Annotated in this window: 14 protein-coding genes and 1 other annotated feature; of the genes, 10 read left to right on the forward strand and 4 right to left on the reverse strand. The window is 35.2% G+C overall.

Features of this window, described 5'->3' with window-relative positions:
* Positions 1–2 precede the first annotated feature (2 nt).
* The gene (locus CWS01_RS18315; protein WP_101178648.1) at positions 3–575 is read right to left on the reverse strand and encodes a class I SAM-dependent methyltransferase; all 573 of its coding nucleotides are present in this window, start codon (positions 573–575) and stop codon (positions 3–5) included.
* Positions 572–1,537 (reverse strand): TIGR01212 family radical SAM protein, encoded by a 966-nt coding sequence (locus CWS01_RS18320; RefSeq protein WP_101178663.1) that lies wholly within the window; start codon positions 1,535–1,537, stop codon positions 572–574. Before CWS01_RS18320 ends, CWS01_RS18315 begins: the two co-directional genes overlap by 4 nt.
* 191 nt (positions 1,538–1,728) lie before the next feature.
* Between CWS01_RS18320 and CWS01_RS18325 the strand changes: the two genes are divergently transcribed.
* Together CWS01_RS18325 and CWS01_RS18330 are read left to right on the forward strand one after the other, a co-directional pair.
* The gene (locus tag CWS01_RS18325; protein WP_101178649.1) at positions 1,729–1,992 is read left to right on the forward strand and encodes a YtzC family protein; all 264 of its coding nucleotides are present in this window, start codon (positions 1,729–1,731) and stop codon (positions 1,990–1,992) included.
* Positions 1,993–2,003: 11 nt separating this feature from the next.
* Positions 2,004–2,168 (forward strand): glycogen biosynthesis protein GlgD, encoded by a 165-nt coding sequence (locus CWS01_RS18330; RefSeq protein ID WP_101178650.1) that lies wholly within the window; start codon positions 2,004–2,006, stop codon positions 2,166–2,168.
* 50 nt (positions 2,169–2,218) lie between these two features.
* Here the strand turns inward: CWS01_RS18330 and CWS01_RS18335 are convergent, their stop codons facing one another.
* The gene (locus CWS01_RS18335; protein ID WP_101178651.1) at positions 2,219–3,415 is read right to left on the reverse strand and encodes an MDR family MFS transporter; all 1,197 of its coding nucleotides are present in this window, start codon (positions 3,413–3,415) and stop codon (positions 2,219–2,221) included.
* A gap of 281 nt (positions 3,416–3,696) precedes the next feature.
* On the opposite strand from CWS01_RS18335, the gene CWS01_RS18340 reads away from it, so the two are divergent.
* From CWS01_RS18340 to CWS01_RS18360, 5 genes are all read left to right on the forward strand, one after another.
* A complete protein-coding gene (locus tag CWS01_RS18340; protein ID WP_101178652.1) occupies positions 3,697–4,269 on the forward strand; it encodes a histidine phosphatase family protein in 573 nt (190 codons plus the stop codon).
* Between the two features lie 26 nt (positions 4,270–4,295).
* Positions 4,296–5,462, forward strand: a complete 1,167-nt coding sequence (locus CWS01_RS18345) for an amidase (RefSeq protein ID WP_101178653.1) — start codon at positions 4,296–4,298, stop codon at positions 5,460–5,462.
* A 229-nt stretch (positions 5,463–5,691) separates the two neighbouring features.
* Positions 5,692–5,914, forward strand: a binding site (T-box leader).
* 71 nt (positions 5,915–5,985) lie between these two features.
* On the forward strand, positions 5,986–8,406 hold the full coding sequence (gene leuS / locus CWS01_RS18350) for a leucine--tRNA ligase (protein WP_101178654.1): 2,421 nt from the start codon (positions 5,986–5,988) through the stop codon (positions 8,404–8,406).
* Positions 8,407–8,558: 152 nt separating this feature from the next.
* Entirely contained in the window at positions 8,559–8,864 is a 306-nt protein-coding gene (locus CWS01_RS18355) for a rhodanese-like domain-containing protein (protein WP_101178655.1), read from the forward strand.
* Positions 8,865–9,069: 205 nt separating this feature from the next.
* Positions 9,070–9,252, forward strand: coding sequence for a sporulation protein Cse60 (locus CWS01_RS18360; RefSeq protein ID WP_101178656.1), 183 nt, complete (start codon positions 9,070–9,072; stop codon positions 9,250–9,252).
* 13 nt (positions 9,253–9,265) lie between these two features.
* On the opposite strand, the gene CWS01_RS18365 is transcribed toward CWS01_RS18360, so the two are convergent.
* A complete protein-coding gene (locus CWS01_RS18365) occupies positions 9,266–10,537 on the reverse strand; it encodes a BaiN/RdsA family NAD(P)/FAD-dependent oxidoreductase (RefSeq protein ID WP_101178657.1) in 1,272 nt (423 codons plus the stop codon).
* 403 nt (positions 10,538–10,940) lie between these two features.
* Here CWS01_RS18365 and CWS01_RS18370 point away from each other — a divergent pair, with 403 nt between their 5' ends.
* The 3 genes from CWS01_RS18370 (at position 10,941) to CWS01_RS18380 (ending at position 14,407) form a co-directional block, all read left to right on the forward strand.
* Positions 10,941–12,569, forward strand: coding sequence for a putative polysaccharide biosynthesis protein (locus CWS01_RS18370; protein ID WP_101178658.1), 1,629 nt, complete (start codon positions 10,941–10,943; stop codon positions 12,567–12,569).
* A gap of 27 nt (positions 12,570–12,596) precedes the next feature.
* Entirely contained in the window at positions 12,597–13,322 is a 726-nt protein-coding gene (locus CWS01_RS18375) for a pseudouridine synthase (protein ID WP_101178659.1), read from the forward strand.
* 245 nt (positions 13,323–13,567) lie between these two features.
* On the forward strand, positions 13,568–14,407 hold the full coding sequence (locus tag CWS01_RS18380) for a polysaccharide deacetylase family protein (protein WP_101178660.1): 840 nt from the start codon (positions 13,568–13,570) through the stop codon (positions 14,405–14,407).
* Positions 14,408–14,577 lie beyond the last annotated feature (170 nt).

Below are 14,577 nucleotides of genomic sequence, written 5' to 3' on the forward strand. Positions count from 1 at the left end.
CTTTATCTTTTTTCAATGGCAATAATAAATGGCGGATTATTCATTTGATTAATAAATCGATACTCGAGTACGTGAGCTGTTTGTTGATCAATTGATTTTACGTATTGTAATAATGCATCTCGTTCTTGTTGCCCTTCAGGATGTCCATGATAAATAACGAGAACAATTATGCCTTCGGGTGCTAATATTTCTAGCAGTTGCTCGATGGCTGCAATCGTTGTTGTTGAGGTGGTGACAATTGATTTATCACCGCCAGGCAAGTATCCTAAATTAAATATTGCGCCTGTAACTTTGCCGTGGCAACTAGTTGGAATAACAGGTTTAATTCGTTCATGTCCACATAAAAAAGTGTGCACAATATTTTTAAGATTGTTTTCTGCCAATTTTTTCTCTGTAGCAATAAGAGCATCTTGTTGGATGTCAAAACTAAAGACTTTTCCTGAATGGCCCACAAGCTTTGCCAAAAACAAGGTATCATGACCATTTCCCATTGTTGCATCGATAGCAATATCTCCATTTTGGACACAATTGCTGAGTAAACTTCTTGCAAAGGGAAGAATACGCTCTAATTTCATGCCATTACCTGCTTTTGTGTTTGATAATATTTTCCTTGCCAGCTATTTCTTCTTTTTAATTCCCTGTCGATGCTGTTTAATACTTCCCACTTATTTACACTCCACATAGGTCCAACCATTAATTCAATGGGGCCATCCCCTGTAATGCGATGAATAATCATTTCTGGCGGCAAAATCTCCAATTGATCACATACTAAGGATACATAATCATCCATTGATAAAAATTCAAGCAAACCTTTTTCATATTGTTTTACCATTGGCGTTCCTTTTAATAAATGCAGTAAATGTATTTTAATCCCTTGAACATCTAATTTGCTGACAGCGCGGGCAGATTCCATCATCATTTCATTTGTTTCTTGGGGAAGGCCATTGATGATATGAGAGCATACACGAATATTATGTTTTCTTAGTTTATTGACTCCTTCGACATAACATGCAAAATCATGGGCTCTATTAATCAATTCTCCTGTTTTTTCATGTACGGTTTGCAAACCTAGTTCTACCCATAAATAAGTACGCTCGTTTAGTTCTGCTAAATATTCTACTACATCATCTGGCAGACAGTCTGGTCGAGTAGCAATAGAAAGGCCGACAACATTTTCTTGTTTTAAAACTGTTTCGTATTTCTCCCGCAGTATATCAACAGGTGCATGTGTATTGGTGAAAGCTTGGAAATAAGCCATATACTTCCCATCTTTCCATTTTGTATGCATTTTATTTTTTATATCGTGAAATTGTTTTTCTAAACTATCTGCTTTATTGCCTGCAAAATCTCCAGAACCAGCAGCACTGCAAAACGTACATCCTCCGTGGGCGACAGTGCCGTCCCGATTTGGGCAATCAAATCCTCCATCTAAGGCAATTTTGAAAACTTTATGGCCAAATTCATTTCTTAAATGATAGTTCCATGTATGATATCTTTTATTATCTGTTGCATATGGGAATGGGTTATGCTGATTCAAAAGCATGAACCTCCTTGTTTTAATTTTTTCCATAAACAAAATTTTATCATGAGCTGCTTGCTTCTCCAAATACATTTTCTTCTCTGATTTAAAAGAGTTAAGAAAAGGAAGTAATAACTCCTTTGAATTTACAAATAATAATTTAGAAGCAACTATGCTTTAATGCATCATTTAAAGGAGGTTTGTTAAAAATGGCAACTCGACAATCAGTTAACGAATTAATAGAAAGATGCACAGATGTCCTTAACAATGCACAAGAACAATGCAAGGAATCAAGCCTTCAAGAGCATTATAATAATGAACAATATATAGAGGCACAGGTGGATTTAGAGCAAGTGTATAATGATCTGCACACAATGGATCATAGTGCCAATCAGCAGCAAAGAGAACAGCTTCATCGGATGAGACTGCAAATAGAGCAGATGCAAAATAAAATGACGCTTCAATCGCATTAAGGGGGAGAAGGATGAAAAAACGATCCAAACAAAACAATCCAGAACAAAAAAACCGCAACGGGATAAACAATCAAGATTTAGAACTTGGTACAGATTATGATCTTGTAAAATTATCGAAAAAGAAATATGAAAATTCAGGCGGGCAGCCACAGAAATCAAAAACGCGTGTAGAGTAATAGAAGTAAAGACAATTAATAAAAAGGAACGCATCATACGTTCCTTTTTATTAATTATTTATGTTAGAAATAGGTTTTTGCACCTGTTTCAATTGATAATCAAAAAATAAACTTGTGAAAATGCTTAAAGTTAATAAAAAGAGCAGGATAGGGATAAGGCTTGCCATCCCGAAATGGTCTACAATAAATCCGCCTAAAAGAGGGCCAACCATTCTTCCTGCAGTGGCAGTACTATTGATAACTCCTTGATAAAAACCTTCTTTTCCTTTTGTTGCAAGTTGGTCTGCAAGAGTTGGTACAGCCGGCCATACAAGCATTTCTCCAATTGTTAAAATAATCATAGCAGTTAAAAATCCTGCAAAAGCAGTTGTTTGCCCAACAAAGATAAAGGAAATGATAAAGATGATAACGCCAATCACCATTTGATGTTTTAGCTCAGGGAAAAACCTTTTAGTGAAAAAAGTAATCAATGGCTGCCCAAATACAATAAGTCCCCCATTAACTGCCCAAAGTAAGCTATATTTGGATAAAGGAATATTCAATTCCTGTGTATGTGTAGATATAGTAGCTTGCCATTGAACATAGCAAATCCAGCATAAAAAATAGCCAAAACATAAAACTATAAGTGCAGCAAGTTTTGTATTTTTTTTGGCCAAAGCCTCGTTTTCGTTAAGAACCGATGTTTGTTTATTCCTTGTATGTACCTGGATGTTTTTATACATAAAAAAGGCAATAAAAAAGAATAGAACATACATAAACATATTAACGGCAAAAATAAGCTGAAAAGAGAAGCTTGCAAGAATGCCGCCAATTGCTGAACCAATAGCAACTCCTGCGTTTTGTGCCACATAAATGCTGTTAAAAGATTTTCTTCCACCTTCTGGCCAAACATTGCCTGCCATTGCATACATGCTTGGATAAATAATCCCAGAACCAAAACCAGATATAATGAAAAATAAACAATAAGGCAACCAATTGCTCCATATTGTTAATCCTAGCAAAGATAAAGCAGTGATAATGATTCCCGTGAGAATAGAAAAATAGCCGCCTATTTTATCATATAAAATTCCGCCGACTAAATTTCCGGCTACACTTGCTGCAGAATTGAGCATTAAGATAAAGCCAGCAATTGTTAAGGTTTTGCCTAAGTGATCATGAATATATATAGTATTTAGCGGCCACAAGAGGGAAGATCCTGTGACATTTACTGCCATACCGATAATTAAAAGCCAAAGAGCCCGTGGCATAAAAATCCCCTTTACACTATTTTGTTTTTAAAACATGCAGGATAAGTGTAAGTGCTTTTCTCCCTTCCTGCAATATAATCAACTAAACGCGAAAGATTTAATGTTTTCAGAATACAGGCGGGGGATGTGAATATTTGTCTGTGTTTTTTTTTGTAACTAAATTTTTGTCTTTTTAAAGTAAATATGCTGATTTAATTGAAAAATAAGATTTTTTCGACTACATTATAAAAAGAGACTTCCGTGTGAGGTGTGGGATATCTTTTTTAGGAAGGAAAGAATGTATGACTGATATATGTTTGATACGACATGGAGAAACCGATTGGAACGTACTTGGAAAAATACAAGGGAAAACAGATATTCCTTTAAATGAAAATGGAATACAGCAAGCAAATATGTGCAGGGATTACTTAGAAGCATTTGATTGGGATGTAATGGTAACAAGTCCTTTAATTAGGGCAAAAAGAACGGCTGAGATTATAAATGAATCACTGCAGCTAAAAATAATCGAGATGCAAGAGTTTATGGAAAAAAGTTTTGGGGATGCAGAAGGGAAAACAAGAGAGGAAAGAGAGAAACTATATCCAAACTTAGAGTATCCAAATCAGGAATCTAGAAGTGATTTAATTGATAGAATCATGACCGGTTTGGAGAAAATAATTTCCGATTTTCCTAATCAAAAGGTTTTATTAGTTGCACATGGTGCTGTCATACATACCCTTTTGCATACATTGTTAGAGGATCGAAGTGAATTAAATAACACTTATTTAAAAAATGCTTGCATCAGCAATATTTTTTATCAAGAGAATAAATGGAATGTAAAAAATTATAATATAATCGATCATTTATCTATATAGAGATACATAATAGGGAGCTGGGAGAAATGGAAAATAAATACGGCGCATATATGGACAAAAAATTAACGGTAAATCCAACAAATGATGGAGAATTAAGAGGCATGAGCTTTGCAGTAAAGGATGTTTTTGACATAGAAGGCCATAGTTCTTCTGCAGGAAATCCGGACTGGCTCCAAACACATGGACCAGCAAAAAAAACTGCTGCGTCTCTACAAAGGCTGTTAAATAATGGAGCAGTTTTAAACGGGACCACGATTACAGATGAGTTAATGTACAGTTTAAATGGAGAAAATTTTCATTATGGCACGCCTGTTAACCCGGCAGATGAAAAAAGAATTCCAGGGGGATCATCATGCGGTTCAGCAGTTACAGTTGCAGCAGGATTAACTGATTTTTCGATTGGAACAGATACAGGTGGATCTGTGCGAATACCGTCCTCCTATTGCGGAATCTTTGGAATACGTCCGACACATGGACTTATTGCAATTGATGGGGTTATTCCACTTGCTAAAAGTTTTGATACGGTAGGTTGGATGGCAAGAAGTGCAGACACATTATTAAAAGTTGGCAAAGTGCTAATAAATAAAGAAGGAGAGGCTGCTCGATTTACTCAATTTGTTCTTGCAGAAGATGCGTGGAAATTAGCAGATGAAAAAGTGGTTCCTGTATTAAAGCGTATTTTAGAAACAAAAGTGCCATTACATTCTTCCACTATACTTGCTGAAGAAGGATTAGAAGAATGGAAAGAGGTATTCCGGGTTCTTCAAGGCAATGAAATATGGCAGACGCATAGAGATTGGATTAACGAAGAAAACCCAACATTTGGACCTGGCATTAAAGAACGATTTGAAATGGCCAGCAAAATTACAGAAGAAGAAGTAGAATTCGCAGCAAAAAAACGAGAAGAAATTATGAGGGAGACGAAGGAACTATTAAAAGAAGATACGATTCTTATTATTCCTACATCCCCCGATATTGCGCCATTATTAAATTTGCCGACAGCGGATTTAGAGGTAAAAAGAAGCCAAACTTTGCAATTATGCTGTATCGCAGGTTTATCTGGTTTGCCGCAGGTTAATGTCCCTGTTGCTAACATAGACGGAGCACCAATTGGATTATCTTTTATTGCTGGGAAAAATCAAGATCTTCGACTATTACAGTGGGTTGCTGATACTTTTGATGCTATTAAATAATGTTCACTATTAGAAATTATATTCATATAATATAGTTGCCAGTACAAAGAAGTAATGACTGTTTTCGAATGAATCGGACTTTTTGGGGCAAGAGCTGTCATTAGAAATCTCTTTTCTAAATAAGCAATCTATATAGATGAGGCAAATGAGTCTGATAAAGGGAGTTAAATGCTTTGAAAGCCTACTTGCATCCTAGAAAGAAATACAATACAATAAATAAAAGATATAGGGATCAGCATAGATAAGGAATAGTAAAGATGATTTTTTGAAATAGAGAGCTGACGTTTGGTGCAAGTCATGCCAAAAAACATTTTGAACTCGCCTTTGAGCTGCAAGTGTGAATGAATAGTAATGCTTGCCGTACTCCGCGTTAAGGGCTAATGAAGCGAGTGAATTATTCACTAATGTGGGTGGTACCGCGGGAGATATACATAGAACCTCTCGTCCCTATTTTGGGATGAGAGGTTTTTTATTTGCTTAAATAGCTAAAGTTTAGAATCAGTTTATTATAGGAGGAAATAAGATGAGTTTTAATCATCAAGAGATAGAGAAAAAATGGCAAAAACATTGGGAAGAAAATAAAACATTTAAAACAGGTGAAGAAAAAGGAAAAAAGAAATTTTATGCACTGGATATGTTTCCATATCCATCAGGTGCGGGTCTTCATGTTGGCCATCCTGAAGGATATACAGCAACAGATATTCTTTCTCGTATGAAAAGAATGCAAGACTTTAATGTTCTGCATCCAATGGGATGGGATGCGTTTGGTTTGCCTGCAGAGCAATATGCCCTAGATACTGGAAATGACCCTGCAGTTTTTACTCAAAAAAATATTAATACATTTAAACGTCAAATTAAATCATTAGGATTTTCTTATGATTGGGATCGAGAAATTAACACAACAGATCCAGAATATTATAAATGGACACAATGGATTTTCTTGCAATTGTTTGACAAAGGTTTGGCATATGTAGATGAAGTGGCGGTTAACTGGTGTCCTGCACTTGGCACGGTTCTTGCCAATGAAGAGATTATTGATGGCAAAAGTGAACGAGGAGGGCATCCTGTTGAAAGACGTCCAATGAAACAATGGATGTTAAAAATTACAGCATATGCAGATCGTTTGATTGAAGATTTACAAGAAGTTGACTGGCCAGAAAGCATTAAAGAAATGCAAAGAAACTGGATTGGGCGTTCAGAAGGTGCAGAAGTAACATTTGCTATAGACGAAAGAGACGAGACTTTTACTGTATTTACAACAAGACCAGATACATTATTTGGTGCAACATACGCAGTATTAGCGCCAGAGCATGCACTTGTTGACAAAATTACAACAGCAGAACAAAAACAGGCGGTTAGTGATTATTTAGATAAAGTTAAAAGCAAAAGTGATTTAGAAAGAACAGATCTTGCTAAAGAAAAAACAGGTGTATTTACAGGCGCCTATGCAATTAATCCGGCAAACGGAGAAAAAATGCCAATTTGGATTGCGGATTATGTTCTTGTAAGTTATGGAACAGGAAGCATTATGGCTGTTCCTGGACATGATGAAAGAGACTATGAGTTTGCCAAAACATTTGATTTGCCAATTAAAGAAGTAGTTGCAGGTGGAGACTTAGAAAAAGAAGCATACACAAGCGATGGCGCCCATGTTAATTCAGAATTTTTAGATGGTCTAAAAAAAGCTGAAGCTATTGTGAAAATGATTGCATGGCTTGAAGAAAAAGGAATTGGAACGAAAAAGGTTACGTACAGACTTCGTGATTGGTTATTTAGCCGCCAACGTTATTGGGGTGAGCCAATTCCAATTATTCATTGGGAAGATGGTACAATAGAAGGTATTCCAGTGGAAGAATTACCATTAGCATTGCCAAAAACAACGGAAATCAGACCATCTGGCACAGGGGAATCTCCTCTTGCAAATATTGCAGACTGGGTAAATGTAGTTGATCCTAAAACTGGCAAAAAGGGAAGAAGAGAAACAAATACGATGCCGCAATGGGCTGGAAGCTGTTGGTATTATTTGCGCTATATTGATCCGAAAAATAGCGAACAGTTAGCAGATCCAGAAAAAATTAAAGAATGGCTTCCAGTTGATATTTATATTGGTGGAGCAGAACATGCTGTATTGCATTTGCTTTATGCTCGCTTCTGGCACAAAGTTCTTTATGATTTAGGAATTGTGCCAACAAAAGAGCCGTTCCAAAAATTATTTAACCAAGGAATGATTCTAGGGGAAAATAATGAAAAAATGAGTAAATCAAAAGGAAATGTAGTAAACCCTGATGAAATTGTAGAAACACATGGCGCAGATACATTACGACTTTATGAAATGTTTATGGGACCTCTTGACGCTTCTATTGCTTGGTCAACAAAAGGCCTTGATGGGGCAAGACGTTTCCTTGACCGCATTTGGCGTTTAATTGTAGAGGATAGTGGTGACCTTTCTGCGAAGATTGTTCCAGCAGAAGAAGCAAATGGGTTAGATAAACTATATCATCAAACTGTGAAAAAAGTGACAGATGATATTGAAGGACTACGCTTTAACACAGCTATTTCACAATTAATGGTATTTATTAATGAATGCTATAAAGCAGACACACTTCCAAAAACGTATGTGGAAGGATTTGTGAAGCTATTGTCTCCGATTTGTCCACATATCGCAGAAGAGCTATGGACAAAATTAACAGCTGGAGATGCAAGTATCGCATATGAAGCTTGGCCTGCATATGATGAAGCAAAACTTGTGGATGATGAAGTAGAAATTGTTGTACAGATCAATGGAAAAGTGAAAACAAAATTAATGGTGCCAGCGGATGCAAATAAAGATGCATTAGAGCAAATTGCTATGGAAGATAGCCAAGTAAAAGAGCAAATTGATGGAAAAACAGTCCGCAAAGTAATAGCAGTACCAGGTAAATTAGTAAATATCGTTGCAAATTAATAGAAAAAAGGTTCAACATTGTACACACTTTGTTGAACCTTTTTTATTAAAAACATACCATTTGCATCTTTATTTTGTTTATCTTATAGTACAAGGAGCAATCTCTATTTTTACAGTGAAAATCAAATGAATGAATAGATGGAGGAATAAAAATGGAAGAAATTAAAGAAATAACGACAGCAGAATTAGAAGAAAAGTTAAATAAAGGAGAAAATATTGAATTAGTAGATGTTCGTGAAAATGAAGAAGTAGTACAAGGCATGATTCCAGGTGCAAAACATATTCGTATGAATGATATTCCAGAAAACTTAAATTATTTTTCAAAAGACAAAGAGTATATCTTTATTTGCCGTTCTGGGATGAGAAGCGAAAATGTATGCCATTATTTGCAGGACCAAGGCTTTAAAGTAGTCAATATGGTTGGCGGCATGCTTGATTGGAATGGACAAACAGTTTAAGGCTTTTTATAAGAGGGGAGATTAGATAGGATTTATCGGTTTTTGCAGAAAAATAGCTATATACGCAAAAAACGTAGCAAACTTCTTGAAAAACACAACAATAAGTGCACAAACTGCAGCAAACCTCTTTGAAATTGATTAAGTGGTATCTTTTTTGTCTATCCTATTAAGGGAAATTTATTCTTTTTTAGGGGAGAAGGATAGGATGATAAAAGTAAAACTATTTGATCAGGAGCATGAAAAAGATTTAGAGCTGGAAATGAATAAATTTTTAGCGAAAATCGAAGAAAAAAAATTGATTGATATTAAATATAATGTTGCTGCAATAACAGAAGAGGAAGATGAACAAATCTATTGTTTTTCTTCCATGATTATTTATAAAAGCTGAACGCAAATTGCGTTCAGCTTTTTTGGGACGCAGACAATGCGGCATTTACACCAGCCAGTCTGCCTGTAACAAATGCAGACGTTATATTGTATCCACCTGTATAGCCATGAATATCTAATATTTCTCCACAGAAAAACAAACCATTCATTAATTTTGATTCCATCGTTTTCGGGGATATTTCTTTAATGGATACTCCTCCGCCTGTAACAAATGCTTTTTCAATGGCAAGTGTACCATTGACATGAACAGAAAATCCTTTGCATAAGTGTACAAATGATTTTAATTTTTCCTGGGAAATGGTTGCACCTTGACTAGCAGGATCTATTTGTGCCTTCTCTAATAAAAATAATAAATATCTTTCTACAAGCAAACCTTTTAAAGTATTTTTGATCGCCTTTTTGGAATCGACTTTCACCATTTCTTTAATATCTGCCAATAATTTGTCTTCTTTTATGTTTGGAAAAGAGTCGATCGCAACAGTTACCTCTGATAGATTCCATTTTTTCATGGCTTTGACAACAAATTGGCTGCAGCGTAATACTGCTGGTCCGCTAATGCCAAAATGAGTGAAAAGCATGTCCATTTGATGAGTAATGATTGGTTTTCCTTTTGGATTTAATACACTTACAGCAACATCTCTGAGTGATACTCCTTGTAAAACTTTTTCTTTAATAAATGATTCCTTTGACGTAACAGGCACTTCAGTTGGAAATAGCTCAGTGATGGTATGTCCCGCTTTTTTCGCCCAAGCATATCCATCCCCGGTAGAGCCGGTATGAGGGACAGATTTTCCACCAACTGCGATAATTAAAGAGTTGGCTATTTCTGTAGCTCCATTTGCAAGAATAACTGTTTTACTAAGATCTTCATTATATTGAATGGTTTTTACAGGGCTATTTGTCAGTCTTTTAACACCTAAACGATTCAACTCTTGCAAAAGGGCATCAACAACGGATTGTGCTTTATTAGAAATAGGGAACATTCTGCCATGGTCTTCTTCTTTTAAAGCAATGCCTAGTTTTTCAAAAAAAGCAATAATATCTTCATTATTAAAAATGGAAAAAGCACTATAGAGAAATCTTCCATTTCCAGGAATATGTTTGATGATTTCTTCAACAGGCAGGCGGTTTGTGACATTGCATCTTCCGCCTCCTGATATGGCTAGTTTTCTGCCAAGTTTATCTCCTTTGTCTATCAGCAACACTTTTGCGTTGTTTTCTGCTGCTCCAATTGCCGCCATTAAGCCAGATGGCCCTCCGCCAACAACAATTACATCATAATTCATTTGGCACTCAACTCTCTTTTTCATCAATTTCTTTGATACAAAGTAGCGTTTCTAATCAAGAAAGGGTACACTACTAATAGTGTGTTTTAAAGTATTCATAAAATCTTCTTGAAATAGTGTTTGTATCTGGATATTTTCATGTTAAAATACTTTGTTATGTTCAGCATTCACCTTTATTTTAGGAAAAAATCAACTCCGCAAGAGACGGAGAGAAAGCTTCATTTTATCCGGCATTAACGGGCTTTTGACCCCACCTAAGGAATGATTGGAGGACAGGGGGAATTTTAGGCGGGTAGAAACTTGCCTGTAAAAGCCTGATTGGTTTAACTAACAATCAGCGGGGAGGAAAAACCCTACTAATTGAAGTTTCACTTTATAGAGATCCATTTAAGGAAGGGATTTTATGTCATCATCAAAACTTTTGCGAGGAACATTTATTCTAACATTAGGAACGATTATATCAAAAGCATTAGGATTATTCTATGTAATCCCATTTAATATGATTGTTGGAACACAAGGTACGGTACTTTACCAGTATTCTTATGTAGTTTATTCTATTGTAATTAGTATTGCAACAGCAGGTATTCCCCTTGCTATCAGTAAATTCATCTCCAAATATAATGCGATGGGAGAATATGCACTAGGAAGGCGGTTATTTAAATCAGGTCTGCTTGTTATGACATGCACTGGATTTATTGCTTTTCTTGCGGTTTATTTAACAGCTCCCTATCTGGCGGAAATTATTATAACAGATGACGATTTGCATTCCACTGTTGCAGAGGTGACAACTGTTGTTCGTGCTGTCAGCTTTGCATTAATTATTGTGCCTCTTATGAGTTTAATTAGAGGGTTCTTTCAAGGTCATGAGTCGATGGGGCCTTCCGCTATTTCTCAGGTAGTAGAGCAAATTGTGCGTATTGTCTTTTTGCTTGGTGGTGCTGCGATTGTTATTTATGTGTTAAAAGGTTCTATTTTAACAGCTGTCAGCATTGCGACATTTGCGGCATTTATTGGCGCTATTGGGGGATTTGCTGTCCTTTTATGGTATTTCCGAAAAAGAAAAGCAAATTTGGACAATCTTTTGTTAGATGATAAAGGGCAGCTGACTGATATTTCACTGCCAACGATGTATAAAGAAATTTTAATATCGGCAGCACCTTTTGTGTTTGTTGGTATAGCCAATCCTCTTTTTCAGCTTGTTGATACGGTGACATTTAATTTAGCGATGGTAAAGATTGGGTTAGGTGCTGTATCAGAAACAGCTTTAACCATTTTTAACTACCAAACACATAAGATTGTGATTATCCCAGTTTCATTGGCTACTGCCTTTTCTCTTGCTCTTGTTCCGCTAATTACACGAGCGTTTGTAAGCAATGATCAGACTAGCGTTAATCATAACTTAGATCAAACATTTCAAATTTTGCTTTTTATAACACTTCCTGCAAGTGTTGGTTTATCCGTATTAGCAGAGCCCATATATCGTCTGTTTTATGGAACAGAAGAGCTGATGTTAGGAACAGAAGTGTTAAGAATGTATTCTCCTGTAGCTATTCTGTTTTCCCTTTATTCGGTTACAGCTGCGATCTTGCAAGGAATTAATGAACAGCGCTTTACTATATTAAGTTTATTAGTAGGGATACTAGTAAAGTTAACGCTAAATATTCCTCTTATTGAAAGATGGGAAGCAGAAGGAGCGATTATGGCGACTGCTTTAGGATATGCAGTATCCATTATTATTAATTTAATAGTAATCAAAATATATGCTAATTATTCATTTAAACTGGTCTTTAGAAGAGGAGTGCTTATTGCCGGATTTACGGTTGTGATGATGATTGGAACAGAAATTGTATATAAATTGCTAACACTATTTTTATCAACAAATTCTGTTGTTTCTTCCTTTTTATTACTAATTGTAACAGCGTTAATAGGAGCCATTCTTTATGTCTTTTTAGCATATAGAACAAAACTAATTTATATTTTATTTGGCGATAGAGCGGAGCGTATTAAACGAAAGCTGCACCTGCCTTTTTGATCTTAATTATTTAGGGTGTGTGAAAACATGAGAATTGATAAAATGTTAGCTAATCTTGGCTATGGAAGTAGAAAAGAAGTAAAAATGTTATTAAAAAGCAAGGCTGTGAAAGTAAATAATGAGATTATTAAAGATGCTAAAGAGCAAGTGGACCCAAACCGTGATGTTGTAACACTATATGGAGATGTTGTGGAATACAAAGAATTTATCTATTTAATGATGAATAAACCTCCAGGTGTGATTTCTGCAACGGAAGATACTAGAGAGGAAACAGTCATTGACTTATTGCAAATAGAAGATGCAGTATTTAATCCTTTTCCTGTCGGCAGGTTAGATAAAGATACAGAAGGGCTGCTAATTATAACAAATGATGGAAAACTTTCTCATCGTCTTTTATCTCCGAAAAAGCATGTGCCAAAAACTTACTTTGCTGTTATTAATGGAAAAGTGACAGAAGAGGATATAGAAGCATTTCAAAATGGGGTTGTATTAGATGATGGATATGAAACAAAACCAGGAGAATTAAAGATTTTAAAAGCTGGGGAAACATCTGATATTGAATTAACCATTTCTGAAGGAAAGTTTCATCAAGTAAAAAGAATGTTTGAAAGTGTAGGGAAAAAAGTGCTGTATTTAAAACGCATTTCAATGGGACCGCTAATGCTTGATGAAACATTGGAACTTGGAGAATATCGGGAATTAACAGAAGAAGAAATATTGCTTTTGCAAAATTATGAAGTAAAAGAAGGATAAGCTTTAATGAATTCGATAGCTTGCTTTAAAGAAGCCTTTCCCAAAAAATATTATTGGAGGCTTCTTTTTTTTGCAATGAAGTTAAAGGAACGAAAAATCAATAGAGTTGTTATAAAAAGTTTTGTAACTAGTTAGTAATACTCTTGCGAAATATTTATTTAATAATTGTAACGCTTTTGTAACCTTTTTTCCTTATTTTCCTTTATACTAAGAAGAGAATAGTATAAAGAAAGTGTGGAAGCAAGATGGAAGAAAAGCAAGAGAAAAAATCACCCAAATCAAAAGTTTTAATCTATGGAACTAGTATTTTTTTTGTTTTTTTAACAGGAATATTTATATTGAATATTTTGGCTGAAAAAACAGAAGGAAGTATGAGGAAGCAAGTAGGTACACTGCAAGAAAAAAAAATATACCACGAACCATTGCCAAAAGATAATGCACTGATTAATGAACAGAAAAAAACAGCAGCAAGGAAGCTGCAAGCAGAAGAAAAACATAAAAAAGTAGTTTACTTGACATTTGATGATGGTCCATCTGCTGCATCATCTTCGATACTAGCACAATTGAAAAAATACAACGCAAAAGCGACCTTTTTTTATTTAGAGCCTAATATGGAAACATATTCAAATATAGTGATTCAAGCACATAAAGAAGGGCATTCTATTGGACTTCATGGCGTAACACATAATGTAAAGAAGGTATATGCTACTACTACCTCTGTTGTTGAAGAAATGGATACAACAAATGAAGAATTAGAAAAAATTATTGACCAAAAAAGCATGTTAATTAGAACTCCTTATGGAAGCAAACCATATATGAATGAAAAGTCGATAAAAAATGTGGAAAAAGCAGGCTATCTTATATGGGATTGGGATATAGACAGCCGAGATTGGTATTATCAAGATAAGCGATATGTAAAAGACACCATTAAGCAATTAAATAGTTTAAAAGATAGAACTCCTGTTATTCTTATGCATGAACGTCAGGCAACAGCAAAACAATTAAGCCAGCTATTAGACTATTTAGATAAACAGGGATATGAGTTTAAAGCAATTAATGAATATATGGAGCCGGTACATTTTTAAAAAGAAAAGTATGATCAGCAATCATTTAATAGCAGCATCTCATGTCGAGGGTATTTTGGGAGAGAGAAAAAAGATAATAGGCGAATAAATGCCCGTCTATTCATTTATGCAAAAGAAGCTGTCCTGTAAATATTTCAATATTTACAGGACAGCTTCTTTATTCATCAATT

This window comes from Niallia nealsonii (assembly GCF_002835805.1).
GTDB classification, from domain to species: Bacteria; Bacillota; Bacilli; order Bacillales; family Cytobacillaceae; genus Niallia; species Niallia nealsonii.

Coding starts and splice junctions, on each gene's coding strand:
- CWS01_RS18315 (WP_101178648.1), bottom strand. CDS start 575: ATGAAATTAGAGCGTATTCTTCCCTTTGCAAGAAGTTTACTCAGCAAT.
- CWS01_RS18325 (WP_101178649.1), top strand. CDS start 1,729: ATGGCAACTCGACAATCAGTTAACGAATTAATAGAAAGATGCACAGAT.
- CWS01_RS18330 (WP_101178650.1), top strand. CDS start 2,004: ATGAAAAAACGATCCAAACAAAACAATCCAGAACAAAAAAACCGCAAC.
- CWS01_RS18335 (WP_101178651.1), bottom strand. CDS start 3,415: ATGCCACGGGCTCTTTGGCTTTTAATTATCGGTATGGCAGTAAATGTC.
- CWS01_RS18340 (WP_101178652.1), top strand. CDS start 3,697: ATGACTGATATATGTTTGATACGACATGGAGAAACCGATTGGAACGTA.
- CWS01_RS18345 (WP_101178653.1), top strand. CDS start 4,296: ATGGAAAATAAATACGGCGCATATATGGACAAAAAATTAACGGTAAAT.
- leuS (WP_101178654.1), top strand. CDS start 5,986: ATGAGTTTTAATCATCAAGAGATAGAGAAAAAATGGCAAAAACATTGG.
- CWS01_RS18355 (WP_101178655.1), top strand. CDS start 8,559: ATGGAAGAAATTAAAGAAATAACGACAGCAGAATTAGAAGAAAAGTTA.
- CWS01_RS18360 (WP_101178656.1), top strand. CDS start 9,070: ATGATAAAAGTAAAACTATTTGATCAGGAGCATGAAAAAGATTTAGAG.
- CWS01_RS18365 (WP_101178657.1), bottom strand. CDS start 10,537: ATGAATTATGATGTAATTGTTGTTGGCGGAGGGCCATCTGGCTTAATG.
- CWS01_RS18370 (WP_101178658.1), top strand. CDS start 10,941: ATGTCATCATCAAAACTTTTGCGAGGAACATTTATTCTAACATTAGGA.
- CWS01_RS18375 (WP_101178659.1), top strand. CDS start 12,597: ATGAGAATTGATAAAATGTTAGCTAATCTTGGCTATGGAAGTAGAAAA.
- CWS01_RS18380 (WP_101178660.1), top strand. CDS start 13,568: ATGGAAGAAAAGCAAGAGAAAAAATCACCCAAATCAAAAGTTTTAATC.